The sequence below is a fragment of the Paenibacillus camelliae genome, assembly GCF_023715345.1.
GTDB classification, from domain to species: domain Bacteria; phylum Bacillota; class Bacilli; order Paenibacillales; family Paenibacillaceae; genus Pristimantibacillus; species Pristimantibacillus camelliae.
Map to the genome: position 1 here is coordinate 143,144 of NZ_JAMBNY010000011.1, position 19,397 is coordinate 162,540.

General features: G+C 46.4%; 18 protein-coding genes, 10 tRNA genes and 1 rRNA gene. 5 read left to right on the top strand and 24 right to left on the bottom strand.

Features of this window, described 5'->3' with window-relative positions:
- Window positions 1–129: 129 nt before the first annotated feature.
- The 12 genes from M3180_RS16635 to fabD all read right to left on the bottom strand — a co-directional run bounded on the left by M3180_RS16635 (window position 130) and on the right by fabD (window position 13,038).
- On the bottom strand, window positions 130–1,536 hold the full coding sequence (locus M3180_RS16635; RefSeq protein WP_251669575.1) for a DHA2 family efflux MFS transporter permease subunit: 1,407 nt from the start codon (window positions 1,534–1,536) through the stop codon (window positions 130–132).
- An 85-nt stretch (window positions 1,537–1,621) separates the two neighbouring features.
- Window positions 1,622–3,079 carry a phytoene desaturase family protein gene (locus M3180_RS16640; protein ID WP_251669576.1) on the bottom strand — a complete coding sequence of 486 codons (1,458 nt, stop codon included), beginning with the start codon at window positions 3,077–3,079 and terminating at the stop codon, window positions 1,622–1,624.
- 1 nt (window position 3,080) lies between these two features.
- Window positions 3,081–4,157: a 3-oxoacyl-ACP synthase III family protein gene (locus M3180_RS16645; protein WP_251669577.1), complete on the bottom strand. Its 1,077-nt coding sequence runs from the start codon at window positions 4,155–4,157 to the stop codon at window positions 3,081–3,083.
- Between the two features lie 15 nt (window positions 4,158–4,172).
- Window positions 4,173–6,794, bottom strand: a complete 2,622-nt coding sequence (locus M3180_RS16650) for a beta-ketoacyl-ACP synthase II (protein ID WP_251669578.1) — start codon at window positions 6,792–6,794, stop codon at window positions 4,173–4,175.
- Between the two features lie 15 nt (window positions 6,795–6,809).
- Window positions 6,810–8,075 carry a beta-ketoacyl-[acyl-carrier-protein] synthase family protein gene (locus M3180_RS16655; protein ID WP_251669580.1) on the bottom strand — a complete coding sequence of 422 codons (1,266 nt, stop codon included), beginning with the start codon at window positions 8,073–8,075 and terminating at the stop codon, window positions 6,810–6,812.
- Window positions 8,072–8,530 carry an ApeI family dehydratase gene (locus M3180_RS16660; protein ID WP_251669582.1) on the bottom strand — a complete coding sequence of 153 codons (459 nt, stop codon included), beginning with the start codon at window positions 8,528–8,530 and terminating at the stop codon, window positions 8,072–8,074. The genes M3180_RS16655 and M3180_RS16660 overlap by 4 nt, the downstream gene beginning before the upstream one ends.
- Window positions 8,517–9,794: a beta-ketoacyl-[acyl-carrier-protein] synthase family protein gene (locus M3180_RS16665; protein ID WP_251669584.1), complete on the bottom strand. Its 1,278-nt coding sequence runs from the start codon at window positions 9,792–9,794 to the stop codon at window positions 8,517–8,519. Before M3180_RS16665 ends, M3180_RS16660 begins: the two co-directional genes overlap by 14 nt.
- Window positions 9,791–10,243 (bottom strand): hotdog family protein, encoded by a 453-nt coding sequence (locus tag M3180_RS16670; protein ID WP_251669586.1) that lies wholly within the window; start codon window positions 10,241–10,243, stop codon window positions 9,791–9,793. Before M3180_RS16670 ends, M3180_RS16665 begins: the two co-directional genes overlap by 4 nt.
- Before the next feature lie 10 nt (window positions 10,244–10,253).
- Window positions 10,254–10,628, bottom strand: coding sequence for a holo-ACP synthase (acpS, locus tag M3180_RS16675; protein WP_340838707.1), 375 nt, complete (start codon window positions 10,626–10,628; stop codon window positions 10,254–10,256).
- A gap of 19 nt (window positions 10,629–10,647) precedes the next feature.
- Entirely contained in the window at window positions 10,648–11,055 is a 408-nt protein-coding gene (locus M3180_RS16680; RefSeq protein WP_251669591.1) for an acyl carrier protein, read from the bottom strand.
- A gap of 20 nt (window positions 11,056–11,075) precedes the next feature.
- On the bottom strand, window positions 11,076–11,840 hold the full coding sequence (locus M3180_RS16685) for an SDR family NAD(P)-dependent oxidoreductase (protein WP_251669594.1): 765 nt from the start codon (window positions 11,838–11,840) through the stop codon (window positions 11,076–11,078).
- A gap of 250 nt (window positions 11,841–12,090) precedes the next feature.
- Window positions 12,091–13,038 (bottom strand): ACP S-malonyltransferase, encoded by a 948-nt coding sequence (gene fabD, locus M3180_RS16690; protein WP_251669596.1) that lies wholly within the window; start codon window positions 13,036–13,038, stop codon window positions 12,091–12,093.
- 248 nt (window positions 13,039–13,286) lie between these two features.
- Between fabD and M3180_RS16695 the strand changes: the two genes are divergently transcribed.
- The 5 genes from M3180_RS16695 (at window position 13,287) to M3180_RS16715 (ending at window position 17,312) form a co-directional block, all read left to right on the top strand.
- Window positions 13,287–13,871 (top strand): hypothetical protein, encoded by a 585-nt coding sequence (locus M3180_RS16695; protein ID WP_251669598.1) that lies wholly within the window; start codon window positions 13,287–13,289, stop codon window positions 13,869–13,871.
- 105 nt (window positions 13,872–13,976) lie between these two features.
- Window positions 13,977–14,573: a TetR/AcrR family transcriptional regulator gene (locus M3180_RS16700; RefSeq protein ID WP_251669600.1), complete on the top strand. Its 597-nt coding sequence runs from the start codon at window positions 13,977–13,979 to the stop codon at window positions 14,571–14,573.
- A gap of 14 nt (window positions 14,574–14,587) precedes the next feature.
- Complete coding sequence (locus M3180_RS16705; RefSeq protein ID WP_251669602.1) at window positions 14,588–15,358, top strand: SDR family NAD(P)-dependent oxidoreductase; 771 nt, start codon at window positions 14,588–14,590, stop codon at window positions 15,356–15,358.
- A gap of 28 nt (window positions 15,359–15,386) precedes the next feature.
- Window positions 15,387–16,634 (top strand): FAD-dependent oxidoreductase, encoded by a 1,248-nt coding sequence (locus M3180_RS16710; RefSeq protein ID WP_251669604.1) that lies wholly within the window; start codon window positions 15,387–15,389, stop codon window positions 16,632–16,634.
- Between the two features lie 21 nt (window positions 16,635–16,655).
- Complete coding sequence (locus M3180_RS16715; RefSeq protein ID WP_251669606.1) at window positions 16,656–17,312, top strand: LuxR C-terminal-related transcriptional regulator; 657 nt, start codon at window positions 16,656–16,658, stop codon at window positions 17,310–17,312.
- A gap of 132 nt (window positions 17,313–17,444) precedes the next feature.
- Here the strand turns inward: M3180_RS16715 and M3180_RS16720 are convergent.
- From M3180_RS16720 to M3180_RS16775, 12 genes are all read right to left on the bottom strand, one after another.
- Window positions 17,445–17,527: transfer RNA gene (locus M3180_RS16720), tRNA-Leu, on the bottom strand.
- A gap of 43 nt (window positions 17,528–17,570) precedes the next feature.
- Window positions 17,571–17,653, bottom strand: a tRNA-Leu gene (locus M3180_RS16725).
- A gap of 39 nt (window positions 17,654–17,692) precedes the next feature.
- Window positions 17,693–17,775: transfer RNA gene (locus M3180_RS16730), tRNA-Leu, on the bottom strand.
- A gap of 179 nt (window positions 17,776–17,954) precedes the next feature.
- Window positions 17,955–18,275 (bottom strand): heme oxygenase, encoded by a 321-nt coding sequence (locus tag M3180_RS16735; RefSeq protein WP_432806951.1) that lies wholly within the window; start codon window positions 18,273–18,275, stop codon window positions 17,955–17,957.
- 241 nt (window positions 18,276–18,516) lie between these two features.
- Window positions 18,517–18,599, bottom strand: a tRNA-Leu gene (locus M3180_RS16740).
- 14 nt (window positions 18,600–18,613) lie between these two features.
- Window positions 18,614–18,689 (bottom strand) — tRNA-Lys (locus tag M3180_RS16745).
- 13 nt (window positions 18,690–18,702) lie between these two features.
- Window positions 18,703–18,777 (bottom strand) — tRNA-Gln (locus tag M3180_RS16750).
- A 6-nt stretch (window positions 18,778–18,783) separates the two neighbouring features.
- Window positions 18,784–18,859, bottom strand: a tRNA-Val gene (locus M3180_RS16755).
- Between the two features lie 4 nt (window positions 18,860–18,863).
- Window positions 18,864–18,938, bottom strand: a tRNA-Glu gene (locus M3180_RS16760).
- Between the two features lie 37 nt (window positions 18,939–18,975).
- Window positions 18,976–19,051 (bottom strand) — tRNA-Thr (locus M3180_RS16765).
- Window positions 19,052–19,053: 2 nt separating this feature from the next.
- A tRNA-Asn gene (locus M3180_RS16770) sits at window positions 19,054–19,129 on the bottom strand.
- Window positions 19,130–19,290: 161 nt separating this feature from the next.
- A 23S ribosomal RNA gene (locus tag M3180_RS16775) occupies window positions 19,291–19,397 on the bottom strand; the annotation flags it as partial.

Consider the following 19,397-nt stretch of genomic DNA (forward strand, 5'->3'; position numbering starts at 1 on the left):
TGTTACATTCTTTCATTGCTTCATGGTGCAGCTTTTCATGTTTAATTATTGTATGATTTCAATAAACTGTAAATCGCAGTGCACTACTAATCTAACCCGCAATATAGTAGTGGAGCATGTAGTAGTTTTCTACTGCCCACTTATGTGATGAATAGCTTTCTTAGGCAAAGGCTTTACATAGAGATATAGCAGTGAAATACTTGCCAGTCCGATCATGCCCGCACACACATATACGGTAGGCACAAGCGCTTCAGCAAAGGCATGCCCACTCGTAACAAGTCCATTGCGATGAAACACAACACCCGCTATCGCAATGCCAAATACACCGCCAAGCTCCCGTATCGCATTACTCACACCGGAGCCTTCGCCTGTATAGGCATCGGGAATACCCTCAAGCACACCATGTTGAATGCCAGTAAAGCATAGCCCCATCCCGATGCCAGCACCGATCATACCTGGAGCTAAATAACCAAATGAAAAGATCGGTCCAAGTTGGTTAATGACAAGACCAAAGCTGCATAGCGCAATAACCTGTAGCAGCAAGCCTACCATTAATATAGAGCGGACACGATATTTGTTCATAAACACTCCTGCCAAAGGCGCAGCGATCATCGTCATCGTCGTCCACAGCATTTCACGCACACCCGCTTCCAGCGGACTGTACCCTTGCACCTGCTGCAAGAACAAGGTCAGAACGAATATCGAGCCGAATATGCCTGCACTCATCCAAAACCCTACGAAATTCGTTACCGAAAACGATGGATAACGGAACAGCTTTAATGTGATTAACGAATACGAGCAGCGAGACTCCCATATTAGAAAAGCAATGAGCAAGATTGCGCCGCCAATTGCACCAATCATAATCGAGAGATGACTCCACGTTAATAGATTGCCTGTGATCAGTGCATATACAATGCCGAACAAGCCAGAAGTAAGCAGAACTAGACCAACGATATCGAAACGTTTCTTAATTCCGTACGATTCCTCGATCCAGAAGAAGCATAGCAGCACGGTAATGATGCCGACAGGAACATTAACGAGAAAGATCATCTCCCACGTGAAATAGTCGAGGATGATGCCGCCAATTAGCGGACCAATCGTCAGCCCAAGTCCGGATATTCCAGACCAAATCCCAACAGCGAGCGCACGCTTTTCTTCTGGGAAGGCGGTATAAATTAGCGTTAAGCTAATCGGCAGAATGGCAGCCGCCCCGATGCCTTGAATGCCTCTTGCTACAATTAAGAGGAGAATGGATTGACTAAGACCTGCAAGAAGTGAGCCCGCAGTAAATAAAGCGAGACCGAGTACAAAGCCATTCCTTCTGCCATACCTTTCTGCAAGCAGACTAAATGGGATCATCCCAACGGCAAACATAAGGGTATAGGCATTCATTACCCACTCCAAATGCACCATATCTGTCTGCAGCAATAGCTCAATCTGTGGTAATGCTACTCCAACAATCAACGTATCCAGCATAGCCATGAATAAACCTAAACATGAAATTGTCATAATCTTGCCATTGCGCCACTTATTCATACAGCCTCCTAGATCTATGCAGAGAGTCGCACGTTTTTTCTTGCCCTTAACCATTTAGATAAGTAAGTCTATATAGTCACTTCATCTATACCTTAACAATCGTATCCGCCGTCATCCTGCCAGACTTCATCACACCATAAACACCATGTACATTGCGGGTCCAATGTCCAGCAAGATACAAGCCAGAAACCGGCGTTCTCGGTCCCATATTCGATCCCCATCGTTGACTATGGCCTTTCCTCCAGCCATATATCGAGCCTGCTTGGTTCAACGTATAGCGTTCAATCGTACGAGGTGTCGCAAGCTCGAAGAAATGGATTCGTTCCTTAAAGCCCGGCATAATCGAATCAATGAGAGCGATAAATTGTTCCTCAATATAGGACTTTCCATATTCCTCACGAATCTGTTCCATATGCTCTGCTTCACAGAGTGCCATCACTGAAACAATCCCGTAGCCCTCGGGAGCTAGCTGAGCATCGGTATGCGTCGGACTGCATATCGACAGCCAAGGATGCTCGTCGTTCCTCGTTGGATCATACAAGCGCAAGGAATCTTCCATGCCGTCATTCGGGAACCAAAACAGCTCATGCGGCAGCTGCTCCAGCCAATGATCCTTATGCATCGCCGCATACAATACGACGCTAGAGTAGGAAGGCTTAAGTGAATTTATTCTTCGATGATAGGCTGCTGGCAAGTCTGATTCATCCAGCAAATGCGTGAATGTCTGCTTCATATCTGCATTCGATATAATTAATGGAGCGTAATATTCATTGCCTTTATGATCAATGACCCCATGAACCCGTTCCTGCTCCATCAGTATGCGCTCTACTCGGCGCCGAATCTGCACCTTGCCGCCACGTGATTCTATGGCCAACTTCAACGTATCGGCGATTTTCTGTGAGCTGCCTTTAATATAGAAGGCTCCGCCATGATACGAAACCATCGTGCTCATCATATAGGTAGTAGATAGCTGTGCAGGCGATATCCCTGCATAAGGACATAATGAGCTTAGCAAAAATGCTGTTCTTGGGTTTTGGAATCGATCGGCTAGATACTGTGCGAACGATTGACGGTTAATGTCCAGCAGTCTCTCATTGAGCGCCTGATTGCTGCCATAGGAGCCGTCATTCAGCATATAACCTCCTAGCTGTTTTATCTCGGAGATTACCGCTTCAACAGCCGCTTTGTCCTCAGGGAACCAGCTGCCTAGACGTTCTGCCATGTCATCTAGATTAGCTGGAATATCATAACGCGCATCCTCGATTTGTACCGTGAACATTGGATCAACTGGAATGAAGGAGATATGCTGCTCTACACCAAGCCGCTCGAATATGCGCTGCAGCTCACCCCCTGGCTCGCATCCCCCAATCAAATGTACAGCCGCATCGAAGATGAAGCCCTTTCTGCGAAAGGAGCTAGCACATCCGCCTACGATATAATGCTGCTCCAGCACTAACACCCTTTTACCCGCTTCCGCCAGTATTGCCGCTGTCGTCAAACCTCCTAGGCCAGAACCAACGACGATCGCATCATAGGACGTCATACTAAACTCCCTTCCATTGAAACACCGTGCCTGCGAAAAGCCACTTACTCGTTTCGATAGCTAAGAACATGACGTTGTCTCCTTGATTAACCTTGCCTGTACGCACAGCATGCTCGAATGCAAGCAGAACAGCGGGAGAGCCGGTATTGCCAACGTATTTTAGGTTGTCATATACACGATTCTCGATCTCTAGCCATTCCTCGCTTAGCTTCCCTGAGCGCTGCAGGTCATCGCGCAGGTAACCTGTGTTGCCTTCAGGAATAATACAGCCTTGAATGTCCTTGGCTGTTACGCCCGCTTTGCTCAATGTTTCATGGAAGCCCTCATGTAAAATATCTGCTGTATATTTGGCAGAGCCTGTAAAGTCCACCTTTAATGAAAAAAGTCCTTTATCTAACGCTTCATGGGTAATCGGAATGGCTGTTCCGCCAATCGGCACGATCATGCCCGGCTTCTTCCCACCGCCTGCACACGCAAACGCACTTTTGCCGATCAAATGTCCGTTCGCCTGCTCACTCGCCTGCAGCACCATTGCCGCGGAGCCGTCACCGAACGAATAAATGCACAGCTTATCCCGTAAACGCAGATCATCCTTATCCTTATGTCCGTACATCTGGTAGAGCAGCGGTGAGATCACCTCTGTACCGATGACGAGTGCCGTGCGGTATTGCCCTGTGCTAAGATACAGCTTCGCGATATCCAGCGCTTGAACAGCACCGCAGCAGCCAGAACGAACCTCGATTGTCGCTGCAGTTCTAAGTCCTAAGTTATCCTGCACCTGGGTTACTGTAGCTGGCAACGGATAATCTGGGCTGCAGGTCGACATAACGATAAGATCAACATCCTCTGCCGATACGCCTGCCTTCTCTAAGGCAAGCCTTGCTGACTTTGCTGAAATATCACTGTTCGACTCAGAAGGCTCACCTGTCTCTGCATTAATGGTCCAATAGCGATCCTGCACATCAACCTGAGCCATTAATTCTTCATCCAGCTCCCCAATTAAACTTGCTAGTCTATCATTGGATATAGATTCACCTGGCATATAGGAAGCAATACTTAAAATATTGACGAAACTCATTCACCATTCCCACCTTTATTCATATTTGCTAAGTAAAATGCTTGTATACGATCCTGTTAAGGAAGCACCATTGACAAGAATATGTTCCAATGAAACATCCTTGGCTAGCGTCGTAGCATGCTCGCGTACTTGTGGCAAGCAGCCTTGCTGCATCGATAACAGGGCAGCAATCAGTTGAAAGCCATTAGCCGCTCCTTGTACCTCACCGATGACATGCTTGCAGGAAGCAAGCAGCGGCGCATCCGAGTATAAGCGAGCAATCGCCTGGCGCTCTGCTGAAGCAGCAGCATCCATAGCTGGCTGTGCCATAAAAATTGCATCCGGCACAATCGATTCACCGTGCACACTTTGCAACGCTTTCTGCATTGCTCGCTCTAAACCGCCGCGACGAGCCAGCTCGGCAACAGCTGTATCATACGTAGGCTCTGCGAGCGATACAGCTTCTCCGCGCCCTGTTGAACTAAGTTGTGCTCCACGCTCCGTGTCACCTAGCGATACAGCCTGAGCAACAGTCTCCGTACGATTCGCCAACATAGCTTGAGTGACTGCCCCCTTGTGATTCACTTGAGAAGGCTCGAACGTTCTCCCATATCCTGAAACCTCAGCATAAATCGTCGCATGACGAGCTAGTGCATGGGTAAGTGACTCGACTACAACGGCTACTGCCCCTTCTCCGAGCACAAAGCCTGACTGATCGGCTGAGTTAAAGTCCGCTGCTTCAGCGGGATGCGAGCTTATCAACCCTGCGTCCTTGTAGCCACTAATGACGTATGGGGTAAGCACATCGGCAGCAATTGCGACGATCGCCTCAGCATCTCTGCTTTGAATATGCTCATAAGCCATACAAAGCGCTGAGGAGAAGGACGCATGACCATCCACTACAGTAGAGGAAACACCTCTAGCCTGAGTGTGCATCGCTACTTGACCGGCAGCTTGATTGAAGACAGTATTCGGAAAATGTGCTGGATTGGCAGCTGGCGCTCCTTCGTTCAGCACTGGAAAATAAAATTGCTCTAAGCTTTCCATCGTTCCGTTAGCCGTACCGAATACGACGCCAACCTGATTGGAATTATAATCCGTCAGCTCTAGCTCACTATCCTTCAGTGCATCCATTGCAACGGAAACCGTTAGCTTTCCGAGCGTATCCATTCTTCTTGCGTCTTTTCGAGAAATATAATCTGTGGAATTATAATCGGTTAGCTTGCTCACATACGTGCGGTTTTGATCAGCATCGAGCATCTCTGTCCATAGACTCTGTGCTGCATCCGTTTCCGCACTCGTTATCGCATCCCATAAGGAGGATGGCTTCGTGCCAGCGGCGCTAATTTGAGCAATGCCTGTAATGACAACACGCTCACGTTCACGCTCGAGGGATGCTGCTGCATCAGCGGAGTTAGCTTCCTTTGCCTGCTTATAATCAGCTGATGGCTCATAGGCGCGAAATACGACGGAGCAATTGTTGCCTCCAAAAGCAAAATTGTTGGATATGGCGTAGATGAGCTTCTGCTGAATCGCTTCATTAGGGGTATAATCCAAATCACACTCGGGATCTGGCTTGGTGTAGTTTGCTGTTGGAGGGATATGGTGATGGTGTAAGGCTAGCACAGTGACAATGCCTTCAACGGCTCCAGCTGCGCCTAGTAAATGTCCAATCATCGACTTCGTGCTGCTAACCCTTGCACGACTCGCTGCCACTTCGCCGAGCGCTTGCTTAATAGCCATCGTTTCTGCACTATCGTTTTTAGGAGTTCCTGTTCCATGTCCATTAATATAGTCTACGTCTTCAGGGTGGACACCGCTTTTCTCAAGAGCCATGGAAATCGCGCGTGCAGCACCTTCGCCTTCAGGATGCGGAGCAGTTGGATGGTAGCCATCTGCAGAAAGACCGAATTCAAGCACTTCGGCGTAGATACGCGCCTGCCGTGCTGCGGCATGCTGCTCACTTTCTAGCACCAATATTCCCGCTCCTTCTCCTAGTGATAGCCCATCACGGTCTCCAGAGTATGGCTTGCAGGGCTCAGTGGACAGGGATTGCAGAGAATGGAAGCCAGATACCGCAAGGATCGAGAGCGCATCTGCTCCACCGGCTAGTACAACGGACGCTTTCCCGCTTCGAATAAGGTCAGCTGCATGACCGATCGCATTACCACCTGCTGCACAAGCGGTCGATATCGTAACGACAGGTCCATGGATTCCAGCATGGGAGCTGACCGTTTCCGCAATTCCGTTAAAGCGAACCTGCTGCCATAATTCGGCTTCCGCCTGTTCGCCTGCTTGCCTTTGCTTGATCCAACGCTCCCAGCTCTTTGCTCCTCCAAGGCATGTTCCAATGACGCAGCCCGCATCCTCTGGAAGCTGCTGAAGCTTTGCAGATTGAAGCGCCTCTTCTGCTGCTCGTAATGCAAAGGATACCGCGCGATCCGTGGCATGAAGATTCTGTGCAGCCTCAAGCTCTTCAAGCGGCTGCTTCACCTCGCCTGCGATATTAGCCATATAGCCATCCATCGCAATAGATTCCACCTTATGTATGCCATGAGTACCTTGAAGGACAGCATGCCATAGCTCTTCTGCATTGGTGCCTAGCGCTGTAATTGCTCCGATCCCTGTCACAACAACCTTTTGCTTTTGATTACTCACTGCTACTCCTCCCAATTATGCGAGCGCCTTAAATATAAGCGCCGTATTTTCTCCATTCAATCCCCGTGCGAGCGACATAACTGCAGTTACCGAGACTTCCCTAGGCTGCTCAGCGATAAAATCAACCTTCCACGATGGATCAGCTTGCGATAGATGAAGCGTATGAGGCAGCACGCCTGATTGAATGGCCATTAACGAGGCATAGGCATTGAATGCCCCTGCATTGGAAAATTGATGACCAACCGTCGGCTTGATCGAGCTGACCGCGGTTGTCTGGGCAGCAAATATCGAGGCGATTGCTCGTGCTTCTGATTCATCTCCACTTTTTGTGCCGCTGCCGTGCGCACATACATACTTGATCTCAGCTGGTGAAAGATTGCTATGACGCAGTGCCTTTTTCATCGCTGTCTGCAGTCCAATTCCTTCATCCGATGGCTTAACGATATTGTCGCAATCCATTCCGTTGCCATAGCCAACGATCTCCCCATACACCTTCGCGCCGCGCGCTAATGCATGCTCAAGCTCCTCAACAACGAGCATCGTTGAGCCTTCTCCTAGCAAGGCACCTTTGCGCTGTCTATCGAACGGACGATAATAACGCCGATCTTCTCCCTCTTCCCTGTTCAGCACGCCCATTCCATCAACCTTCAAGTAATTCCACCACGTTAATGGATCGGAAAAGCCTCCTGCGAGCGCAGCATCTGCCTCGCCCATAGCTACAGCCCGCGCTGCGTTGCCGATCGCAACGGCACTGGCATTCGCGGTTCCCATGTAATAGCAATTAGGCCCTCTTAAATCAAGCTCCTCCGATATATAAAACATCGAGGAGGCAGGCAAGCCTTTAACGAAAAACAGCGGATGTACATGATCTCTAACCTTCATAACGAAATCACTAATCGTCTCAACACTCGGCTCCATAATCGCTTCAACCATATCCTCTGGCGGTGTATCCACTTCTTTACTTCCACCAACGTACAAACCAAAGCGCTGGCCCGATACGAAGCCTTTAGGCAGCCCAGCATCCTCCATCGCCAGCATCGAGGCGGAATAACACATCGAGTCTCCACGAGACATCATTCGCAGCTTTTTCACTGATTTGATATACGCCTTTGGATTATAGGAGATAATCGGATAGCCATACTGCGTATTGAATTTATCTGCTCGAAGATGTGACAGCTTTTGCACCGCACTATCTCCTCGCAAAATCGAATGCCAAACCTCCTCATTACTTGAGCCCAGTGGGGAGATCAATCCTAACCCAGTTACAACGACACGTCTCATACAACAACCACCTGCTTTACACCTCTTTGTTGCCAATAAGCGCTCATTTGCTGCTGGATTTCAGCTGTCGCCTTAGCAGCACTGAAGCTCATTCTCCCAACGGTTACGACCGTTTTTCCCGCTACCTGAATCTTTCCCTTAAACTGCATAAGCTCAGGTTCCTTCCCAGTCAGCTCTACCTTCACCATCATCCGATCACCCGGCTTTACATAGGAACGCCACTTCACATTGCTAAGCTCCGTCATACAATAAGCTGTAGCATAATCGTCCTGACTGGCCAGTACTCCTTCAGCTAAACGCTGCATCGCCATAATCGACAGCATCCCAGGCCATACCGGCTTTAGCGGAAAATGCGTATCAAAAATAATATGGCTCATCGTAATATGCTGATAAGCTTCTGCTTTCTCGCCTGGTAACCATTCCACTACTCGATCAATAACGTTAATTGACATCATTACGCTCTCCCTCGAATGATTTAACAGCCAAGCAAACATTAGTCCCGCCAAATGCAAATGCATTAACTAAAGCCGTCTCGACGCTTGCTTGGCGTGAAGCATTAGGAACACAATCCAGCGTCAGCTTTATATCTGGCGTCTCGTAATTAATGGTAGGCGGCAACATCCCATCACGCATCGCAAGCACTGCACTAATAAAATTAATACCGCCTGATGCATTCGTCAGATGACCGATCATCGATTTGACGGAGCTTACAGCAACTTCCTCAGCAGCCTCGCCTAATGCAGCTCGAATCGCCATCGTTTCACTATAATCGTTGTACGGTGTGCTCGTGCCGTGAACCGATATGTAATCCACCTCGTTTGGCTCAAGCCCCGCTTCAGCCATCGCTTGGCGCATAACCGTAATACACTCCCCACCATCAGGTGGAGAATCTGTAATCCGATAAGCATTCATCGTGCTCGAAAAACCTACAAGCTCGGCATAAATGTGCGCATTTCTAGCTAAGGCATGCTCTAGCTCCTCCAGCACAATCATCGTTGCGCCTTCGCCGATAACAAAGCCATCTCGTTCCTTGTCGAAAGGGCGGGAAGCATGTGCAGGATCATCGTTACGTGTAGATAAAGCACCTAGCAAGCTGAAGCCAAGCACGTCTATGTAATTAATCATCGAGTCGTATCCACCAGCGACCATAATCGAAGCCTCACCTGCTTGGATAGCACGAAAAGCGGTACCAATTGAATGTGCACTCGATGCGCATGCAGTATTGATCGTATACATCGGTCCAGCAGCACGAAGCCATTGCGCCATTAACGACGCTCCCGTAACACTGCTTCGCTTCAAAATATCGAGCGGACCGAAGAAGCCCTCTGCTGTCTCTTCATCATCCTTAAAGTAACGAATGAACGTTTCTTGAAACTGCTTTAGATCTGGGTAAATTAACCCGCAGCCCATAGCAATCCCGATATCCGGATTCGGTGCATCGCCCGCTGAAAGCTTCGCATCTTGGATAGCCTCCAAAAAAGCATTAAGCCCAAAGCCAGAGGATCGAGAAAGAAGCTTAGTCAGCTTTACCGGTAGTGTTGGGTGCAGTTCAAAATCTTTAACCTCAGCAGCAATTCGCGTATCCATACTTGAAGCATCAAACAATGTAATCGTGTCCGTTCCCGACTTTCCAGCTAGCATATTACGCCATGTCTGTTCTGTATTGAGACCTAGTGGTGTTACGCAGCCTAATCCAGTAACAACAACTCTTTTCTTCATTGCCCCTCCCCCGATGACAGCTCATGAAACGTACGCTTTGTACGCTCTACATCCTCCAGCTCAGCAGTCGAAACTAGAGAACACATCATATAGTTCATCTTCATTACCACTTCATCATTTACAGCACCATGCCCAGAAAAAACCGCCGCATTTTCATGCAGCGAATCTACATGCCCGTATAGCACAAGCTCATCTCCAGGGATGACACGCTTATGGAAGGTGATCGATTCTGCTGACAGAAGCACGGCTCGCTGCTTAAAATTTGTCGTCAGCATAATAAGCCAAGCACCTGCCTGACATAGTGCCTCCACCATTAAAGGCTCCGGAAAATAATGCTCACCCGTAATCGCATCCTTCATGTAGCAATCCTGGTAATTCAACAATTTACTTGCTGTAATCGATTCACCTGCATTCCAATCCTTTATCCGGTCAACCATATAAAATCTCATAACGAACACCTCACTTTCGTTCTTGATCAAGCAGCAGTACGACTTGAGCGATCGCATATTCATCGGAATGGCTAAGCGATACATCCATCGAAACTACACCCAGCTTGTTGACGAACTGAAGCGCATTGCCTAGCAGCTCTAGGTTGGGCTTACCAGATAAAGCCTCGTTTCTAATCCCGATCTCATTCAGCTCTATCCCTTTGCCCATGCCCGTTCCAATCGCTTTAAGGAAAGCCTCCTTCGCCGCAAACCTAGCCGATAAATACTCAGCCTTCCTTCGTTTCCCTTCCGCATAGGCAAGCTCCCTTAATGTAAAAATACTATCCATTCTTAGCTGATTGGATAGTATTTTTTTCTCCATAATGGCAACGCTTTGCAGGTCCACTCCGGTACGGATATCAAGTTTAGTGAGTAACAGAAGCCATTTCTCCTTTTCTGATCTCAACAAGGCTAACCAGATTGTCTACCGTGAACAGCGTAAGCACTCGTTCCGCTTCAAACTTGCGCAAGCTGTCTACATCAATTTGAGGCAAGCTTTTTTTAAGCTGTGCTAAGCCAACATCAGAGAGATAGCCTTCCTCTGTCCCGAACTCCTCGTCTGGAATTCCACCTGTAATCATTAGCGTAATGTCGTTGATCGTTACCTTGAAGCCTAGCTTACGCTCAATACGGAAGAGTACATCGAGCAGATCTAGCGATTCAGCACCCAAATCCCCAAGCAACGTTGCTTCACCTACTACTTCATCCTCGTCTACACCAATTGCATCAACTAATGCTTGCTGAACAACCTCAAAAATTTCATTGCGTTCCATGTTCATTCCTCCAATTGTTTTTATAATGGTCTACCAATTCCAACGGTGCATAGTGCACCGCCATCCACAGCAAGTGTACTTCCCGTGATGTGACTTGCATCATCCGATGCTAAAAACAGCACGGCTTGTGCTACCTCCTCGGGCTTACCAAACCGCTTTTGCGGTATTTGAGGGAGATAGCGCTTTTCTTCCTTCAGCAAGCCTTCCACCATTTCGGTCTCAGAGAAGCCTGGCAATACAGCGCATACTCTAATATTGAAGCGCGCGAGCTCAACAGCGGCAGTACGAGTAAATGCGTTAATTGCAGCCTTCGAGCATGCGTAATTCGATTGTCCGACCCAGCCGCCTTCACTCATTGCAGAGGATACATTGACGATAACCCCGCTTCGCTGAAGCATCATTGGCTCCAGTGCAGCCTTCGAGCAATTGAACACTCCACCAAAATTAACATTCATCACCTTCTGCCAATCTTCAGGCTCCATCTGGAATACTAATCGATCATAAGCGATTCCTGCGTTGTTAACGACGATGTCGAGCTTTCCATATGTATCTAAAATAAACGTCATCATTTCCTTTACCTGCTGCATGTCACTTACATCAGCTCTATAGATGGATGCGGTACCTCCTTGTGCCTTAATGAGCTTACAAACTTCCTCCGCTTGAGCTTGGTTGCGGTTATAGTTAATGACTACCGTTGCACCTCGACTTGCAGCTGCTATACTTATTGCTCGACCAATCCCGCGAGACCCACCCGTAACAAGCATCACTTTATCTGTCAAATTCACTTCCCTACACCTCCCTTCGAATAGAGCGTCACGCGCGTGTGATGTTCATCGTCATGCGCAGTGCTATGTTCAGCGTCATGCACCAGTATGATGTGCAGCGCTAATGTGTCTCATTGTTGCCCATCCATGTCGTCAGCTATGTATGTTGACTGTACAATGCGCTAGCTATCATTCGTTCTGTACGTTGACCTATGTGGGCTACATAATATGTAAGTTACGCGTACTACCTTTTCCACTTCTGCCAGCCAGTCTATGTCGATATTGCCTTCGTCTTATTAAGCCACGACTCAAGCTTTTTGTAGCTATCGATATTGACAGCCTGAATGGAGTGATCTAGGTGCTTAACAAGTCCACTTAATACGCGTCCTGGTCCAACTTCTACAAACTGGACATCGTCCATTGCTTCTACTACTTTAGCGACAACCTGCTGCCACTTTACTGGCGCAGTCGCTTGAGCTACCAGAAGCTCCGCTACTCTATCTCCATCTGTCTCGAATGCTTCGCTTACGCTGCTAATTAATGGTACTTGCAGTGGCTGTATAGATATCTGTTCAATTTTACTTCTCAATGCTGGAACGATGCCTTCGATAAGTGGACTGTGAAATGCTCCACTAACCGGTAGCTTTACAACTCGCTCCGCACCTTCCGCTTCAGATGCACGCATCGCTTCATGTACCAGTTCATCCTCACCTGAAATCACTAGCTGTGAAGGACCATTATAGTTCGCAATCATAATTACTCCGCGCTCACGCAGCGATGCACAGATAGCTTCCAGCTTTTCAGCATCTAGCCCCATAATGGCTGCCATACTCCCAGCATGCATTTTCTGAGCATGCTGCATAAGCCGTCCTCGTTCAGCTACAATTTCAAGACCTTCCAGGAAGCTAAAGCCCTTTGCCGCAGCAACTGCGGAAAACTCCCCTAAGCTATGACCGATTACCGCTGAGCTGCTTACTTCATGCTCTTCAAGCAAAGCATGCAATGCCATAGACACGGTATAGATAGCTGGTTGTGCATACTGCGTCTGCTTAAGCTGCTGCTCATCACCGGAAAAACAAAGCTCACTTAGCTTGTATCCTAGCAACTCATCTGCAGCTTCGAAATAATTTTGTCGAATAGCAGGAAAATTTTCATAGATCTCTTTCCCCATACCCAGTCTCTGCGATCCCTGCCCCGGAAACATAAAACATATCTGCATAATTGAACGAGCCTCCATATCACAATTCCATAAATTTGTATTTATGGTGCTACATACCTAATGATATACAGTTTTCTCATTCAAGTTAATAGCTTTAAACCTCTAAACATCTAGTAGTCAAACACTATTTTTTCAGTGGAATTCATGCAAAACTACTATTTACCAAATTAGCTACAACTTGTATTGTGGGAATGTCGTATATGAGAAGAAGGACGAGTCACAACATTTGTCAAAAGGAGTTGAAATTTGTGGAGTTAAGCGAAGCATTAAGACAACATTTATTAGAGATATTTTCCCAGCTACCATATGAGCAGTGGGACGAGCGTTTTCAAGAGATATGCCAACATAATTCCGAGCTGCAAAAGTATAATGATCTCCCTAGCTACGATCTACTAATCGAACTCATGGAGTATAGCTTTGGTCAAATCGTTAGTCACATTGACCCGATTGTGTCAGACCCCAAGCTAGATACTGTTTCGAAGCTGCAATTATTGACAAAGGCATTTATAAAATTTGCGATTAGTGATCCATACGCTTATCGTATTGCATTTCTAGTTAGGCCAGCAGGCAACACCCATGAGCATATTCCAGTTGAATCCGCTATTCGTTTCCGTGTGCTCATAAGAAAGGTTTTTCGATCATTATCACAGCGACATTCCCGTACTGAGCCCTTAGAATTACAGGTACAAGGCTTAATGTGCGTGCTTAATGGCATTGTTGTATCGTCTTTGTTCCTGCAGCGTATGGATCTCATCGAAGTAGAAAGCTTAAGCAGCTATGTCACTTCTCATTATTTACGCGGAATTTTGCAAGAGAATTTTCCTCAAAGTTAAAGTGTTGACAAATATTGGTGTTATTGCTATAGTGATCTCGGAAACTAAAAATTAAATTTCAGTTTCCATTGATCCTACCAGCAGTACATTTAAGGAGCGAACATATTGGACGAAATCAATCAAGAAGCTATGCAACTTAAAGATAAAATTATGAAAAAGTATTTTCAGCTTGGTATGGAGCAAGGATTCAGTAAAGTATTACTCGATCAAGTCGCCTCAGAGCTCTCGATCAGTAAAAAAACGATTTACAAATTTTTCACAAGTAAAGAAGAAATTATATCTGCTTGTATCGATGACGTCTTTACTACGATTGATGCTGAGGTGCTTCCGATCATGACGGATCAATCCATTGGCATTATTGAAAAAATCACTCGTTTACCAGAGATCGTAGCGAAGCATCTTATGTTCTTTACTCGTCAGCAGGTTGTAGAGATTCAACGGACATTTCCTCATCTGTGGAGCAAAGTATTAGAGCAGCGGAAGCTAAGAATTGAACGCTATGAAGCGTTGTTTCGAGCAGCCAAAGAAAGAGGGTTCATTATTGACGTAGAGCCTAAGCTACTCGTTCACTTCTTTCTAGTAACGATTGAAGCCTTTACGAAGGAAAGCTTTATGGATGAGCACAATATTTCGTATGCAGAGTCTCTTCAGATGGTAAGTAAAATTTTGTTAGAAGGAATATTGAGTAAATCGAGTAATTGAAAGGAGACCAGTTTATGAAAAACAAAAATGTTCTCATTGTTGGGGCTTCAAGCGGTATCGGGCGGGCTGTATCGTTACAGTTCGCGAGGGAAGGTGCGAATGTCATCATCTCCTCCCGATCATCAAGTGCGCTTGAATCCTTAAGGAGGCAAATCGAAGTAAGTGGAGGATCATGCTATGTGCATCCTTGTGACATATGCTCAGAGGAAGCGGTTCAGCAGTTAATTGCGGAGACTACTGAGCGATTTGGTCATATTGATATCGCTATTTTAGGTTCTGCGGTGCAGTATATCGATCGTGTGGATCAGCTTGATCTTAGTGAGGTTGATGCAATGTTCCAGACCAACGTCGTAGGCATTATTCGTTGCTCTCGCTATTTGCTACCTCATATGCTTAAACGAAAATCGGGGCAGATCGTGCTAATCTCATCAATTATGGCCGAGGCCGCATTCCCACAAATGGTTCCTTATGGTGCGACGAAAGCAGCGATATCTAACTTTGCTCGAGGTTTGCAAAGAGAGGTTGCCCCTCAGGGTGTAGTTGTCACGCTCGTTTCACCAGGTCATATGAATACCAATCTAAGCTCACATCTTCAGGATCGGCTTCCGCACTGGTATGGTAAATCAGGCTCCCTGGACATTAACAAGGTAGCAGAAGAAATGGTAGTAGCGATAAAAAATAAACGTACAGAGGTTGTCATTGGCCGTCAAAATAAAATGCTTGGGCAAATGATTAAGTTTTTACCTCCTGTAGCGAACAATATCATCCGAAAGATAACTACCTAAGCTTTATTATTCGGAAGGAGTAGATTATATGGATTTGGAAACAGATATTATTATCGTCGGTGGTGCTGTTGCAGGCGCTGCACTAGCATGTGCATTAGCTAAATATAATTTCAAGGTTCTTGTCGTTGACCGCCGTAAGGATCCTGGCAGTATGAATCGCGGAGATGGACTGCAGCCAAGAACGCTAGAGATTCTTGAGCAGTGGGGTGTGCTACAGCAATTTCAACAAATCCCTCATATCAAATCCTATGGCATCGAGCTTCATCACGGGGTGTTCAAGGAGCTTATGAAAATTGACCTCAAGCCACTGTCTTCAAGTAAATATAATTACATTATGAACATTCCCCATCGTGAGATTGAGCAAGGCCTGCTTGATTGGGCAAACAGCTACGAGCATATTCAGATTATGCGAGGAAGCTCTGTAGAGCGTATGCTCTACAATGATCAAGGCAACGTATCCGGTGTGGTTATTAAGACGGGCAAGGAGCTAACCACCTGCCATGCTAAAATTGTCGTCGCAGCAGATGGAGGGCAATCGCTACTTCGTAAGGAGCTTAGCATTAAGGCAGATCGAATGGTGTATAATCATGAGCTTGTCGTGCTTCATATGCCTCGACCTGCTTCGTTTCAGGGTGACCTAAGAACACAGGTTCATCTGCATCGAGACGGTGCTGTTGTATTAATCCCATTACCCGATCAGCAAATGAGAATTACAGTCGTTGTCCCATCTGGAAAGGCTTCAGAGTGGCGAAAATACAGTGATAACGAGCTACTGCAGCAATTAGCAAGACGTGTGCCTATGTTAAAAGAAATTAGCATCTTCCATCGCGAGGGTGAGCACGTCTACAAAATGGTACGCATGCACGCTGATCAATACTATGCGAAGCAAGCTGCCCTGATCGGTGATGCAGCTCATCTCACTCATGCATCTTCCGGACAAGGGATGAATATGGCCATTCAAGACGCGGACGTCTTAAGTAAACTGCTTGCCAAAAGCTTGCACGGTCAGCTGGCCATTGACGAGGCTCTTGCATTGTACGAGCAAGTCCGCAAGCCTATAAACGAGGATATCCTCTCAAGATCAAACTTCATGTCTTCAGTCGTGTTTACTCCCAACAAACTTCTTCATGCCGGAAAAATGTTTGGCATGTTCTCAACGAGATTCCTACCTGGTCTACGACACAAAATTAGCAGTAAAATCGCACTTGGCATTGCAGGTGTAAATCAAGAAGAAACCATTCGGTTGCAATTATCTTCAGTTATAGAGCATATGTGATAGGATTGGAGAGAGACCATAATGGATAATGTTAGAATCAACATTCTAATTGGAGTTCCGAAAAACTTTCTGTGGAAAATTGGCATTGAAAAGGCTATTAGCAGTATGCCTAGCTATTCAATTATCGGTGAATATGCAAGTGGTGAGGAGATCATTACAGCATGTAAGGAATCAACCATTAGATTGCTCATACTCGATCAGCAGCTTAACGATATGACAGCTGTCGAGCTGCATGAACGTTTGATCTCCAAGAAAATAAACATTCCGATTTTATTAATTGGAGACAATAAAACCATCGACACCGAAATTAGTGAGCTGTTCCAAATCGGAATCAAAGGTTATATTCTTAATAATTGCACTGAGGAGCAGCTTATGGATGCAATAACCCATGTGAGCAGAAATAAGGAATGGTGCTCACCAACCTGTAACCCTAGGCTTTTTATCTCAAAAAGCCTATCCAATAGATTCGATCATACCCGAAAAAAGATAACGCATCGAGAGCATGAAATATTAAATCTCATGATGAAGGGTCACAATAACAGTGAAATTTCTGATTTACTATGTCTAAGCATCAATACGGTGCAAAATCATATCTGTAATATCTACTCTAAATTCGGTGTTAGAGAGCGATTAAAAGCCATTAATTATGCGCTAAAGGAAGGATTAATTGAGATTTAGTGCAGCACGACGATTAAAACTTCACTCCCCCATCGACGCCTTAGCTCGGATCAAGTATTCATAGCTCGTTACGATATCCCTTCCACACAACAAAAAAACCACCAGATCAACTGGTGGTGTCCAATTCGTATATGGTGCGCGTGGAGGGACTTGAACCCCCACGGTCGCCCGCTAGATCCTAAGTCTAGTGCGTCTGCCAATTCCGCCACACGCGCACATTGTGTATACTCATATGAACTTGTCCTTTAAGGAGTTAAATGGTGCGCGTGGAGGGACTTGAACCCCCACGGTCGCCCGCTAGATCCTAAGTCTAGTGCGTCTGCCAATTCCGCCACACGCGCACATTGTATACTCATATGAACTTGTCCTTTAAGGGTTAATGGTGCGCGTGGAGGGACTTGAACCCCCACGGTCGCCCGCTAGATCCTAAGTCTAGTGCGTCTGCCAATTCCGCCACACGCGCACACCCAAAAATTGAGTACCTTTATAGAATACAGGATTGAAAAAGAAAAGTCAACTATTTTCCACTGTAAAATTTCTACACTAACATGCTTAATAATGTGCAATATGTTCAAGCCTTCTGCTGCATGAAGCATGTAGCAGAAGGCTTGATCTATTGCTATGATATGCCATCTTTGATTGCTATTCAGGCAAACTTGTCGTTGCAGCTACCTTAGCTGTAATAATCTCGCTGCCCAAAATTGGACTTTCACCGGAAGGGGGACCTTGGTTAGCATGTGCCTGATGGAACATATCACTATTTCTCCATGCTTCGAAGCTTTCATAAGTATCCCGGTACATATTCACATCCATAATGTCATGATCCTCATGATTAACGATCAGTACCTCTACTTTGTGAAAGCCTTCTAGCTTGTGCATAGGACTTGGTGCTGTAAAGCGAGGTGCCATTTTCTCAGCAAACCCCTTTTTGGTTTTGATACGATTGGTAACGACGATCATCATCTTCACTCCTTCTTTTATAATACTCCGATTAATTACGTAAGGAGCTTAATTAGCCCCTGTTAGCCCTATTAAGCAGTGTTGTTTAACGTGAAATTGTATGTACACTCTACACTCCTGGTAACAACTATTATAGTATAAGCTAATTTCATCTTATTAATCAAAATTAGCAGGTGCTCTAATAAATAAAAACATAGAAATACAAAAAAACCACCAGATTAACTGGTGGTGTCCAATTCGTATATGGTGCGCGTGGAGGGACTTGAACCCCCACGGTCGCCCGCTAGATCCTAAGTCTAGTGCGTCTGCCAATTCCGCCACACGCGCACATTGTATAAAACTGGTGAGCCATGAAGGACTCGAACCTTCGACACCCTGATTAAAAGTCAGGTGCTCTACCAACTGAGCTAATGGCTCTCATAAGAGAAAATGGCTGGGGATCAAGGATTCGAACCTTGGAATGACGGAGTCAAAGTCCGTTGCCTTACCGCTTGGCTAATCCCCATTATAATGGTGGAGGATGACGGGATCGAACCGCCGACCCTCTGCTTGTAAGGCAGATGCTCTCCCAGCTGAGCTAATCCTCCAATTTGGTGACCCGTAGGGGATTCGAACCCCTGTTACCTCCGTGAAAGGGAGGTGTCTTAACCCCTTGACCAACGGGCCATATTCATTTGTACGTCTTGTCCAACCATGTTGTAAATGGAGCTCTCAACCGGGATCGAACCGGTGACCTCATCCTTACCATGGATGCACTCTACCGACTGAGCTATGAGAGCAATGGCTCCCCGAACAGGACTCGAACCTGTGACAACTCGATTAACAGTCGAGTGCTCTACCAACTGAGCTATCAGGGAACGATACAGTCGCTCACATTGTTCGCTATAAGCAAACAATATTGAAGGTTGTACCTTCAAAACTGGATATGAAAGTTGTGAATCTCCAAAGTAATCAAGCAGAAGCATATGCTTCCGATGTGACTTGTGAACCTTCGCTTGCGCTCCGTATTCAAAGTCTGTAGGATAAGCCCTCGACCGATTAGTACTGGTCAGCTCCATGCATTGCTGCACTTCCACCCCCAGCCTATCAACCTCGTCGTCTTCAAGGGGTCTTACTAATTGGGAA

Excerpts from the sequence above, each read along its gene's own strand:
- M3180_RS16640 (WP_251669576.1), bottom strand. The coding sequence starts at position 3,079 with ATGACGTCCTATGATGCGATCGTCGTTGGTTCTGGCCTAGGAGGTTTG.
- M3180_RS16645 (WP_251669577.1), bottom strand. The coding sequence starts at position 4,157 with ATGAGTTTCGTCAATATTTTAAGTATTGCTTCCTATATGCCAGGTGAA.
- M3180_RS16655 (WP_251669580.1), bottom strand. The coding sequence starts at position 8,075 with ATGAGACGTGTCGTTGTAACTGGGTTAGGATTGATCTCCCCACTGGGC.
- fabD (WP_251669596.1), bottom strand. The coding sequence starts at position 13,038 with ATGCAGATATGTTTTATGTTTCCGGGGCAGGGATCGCAGAGACTGGGT.
- M3180_RS16710 (WP_251669604.1), top strand. The coding sequence starts at position 15,387 with ATGGATTTGGAAACAGATATTATTATCGTCGGTGGTGCTGTTGCAGGC.
- M3180_RS16715 (WP_251669606.1), top strand. The coding sequence starts at position 16,656 with ATGGATAATGTTAGAATCAACATTCTAATTGGAGTTCCGAAAAACTTT.
- M3180_RS16660 (WP_251669582.1), bottom strand. The coding sequence starts at position 8,530 with ATGATGTCAATTAACGTTATTGATCGAGTAGTGGAATGGTTACCAGGC.
- M3180_RS16680 (WP_251669591.1), bottom strand. The coding sequence starts at position 11,055 with ATGGAACGCAATGAAATTTTTGAGGTTGTTCAGCAAGCATTAGTTGAT.
- M3180_RS16635 (WP_251669575.1), bottom strand. The coding sequence starts at position 1,536 with ATGAATAAGTGGCGCAATGGCAAGATTATGACAATTTCATGTTTAGGT.
- M3180_RS16665 (WP_251669584.1), bottom strand. The coding sequence starts at position 9,794 with ATGAAGAAAAGAGTTGTTGTTACTGGATTAGGCTGCGTAACACCACTA.
- M3180_RS16735 (WP_432806951.1), bottom strand. The coding sequence starts at position 18,275 with ATGATGATCGTCGTTACCAATCGTATCAAAACCAAAAAGGGGTTTGCT.
- M3180_RS16670 (WP_251669586.1), bottom strand. The coding sequence starts at position 10,243 with ATGAGATTTTATATGGTTGACCGGATAAAGGATTGGAATGCAGGTGAA.
- M3180_RS16705 (WP_251669602.1), top strand. The coding sequence starts at position 14,588 with ATGAAAAACAAAAATGTTCTCATTGTTGGGGCTTCAAGCGGTATCGGG.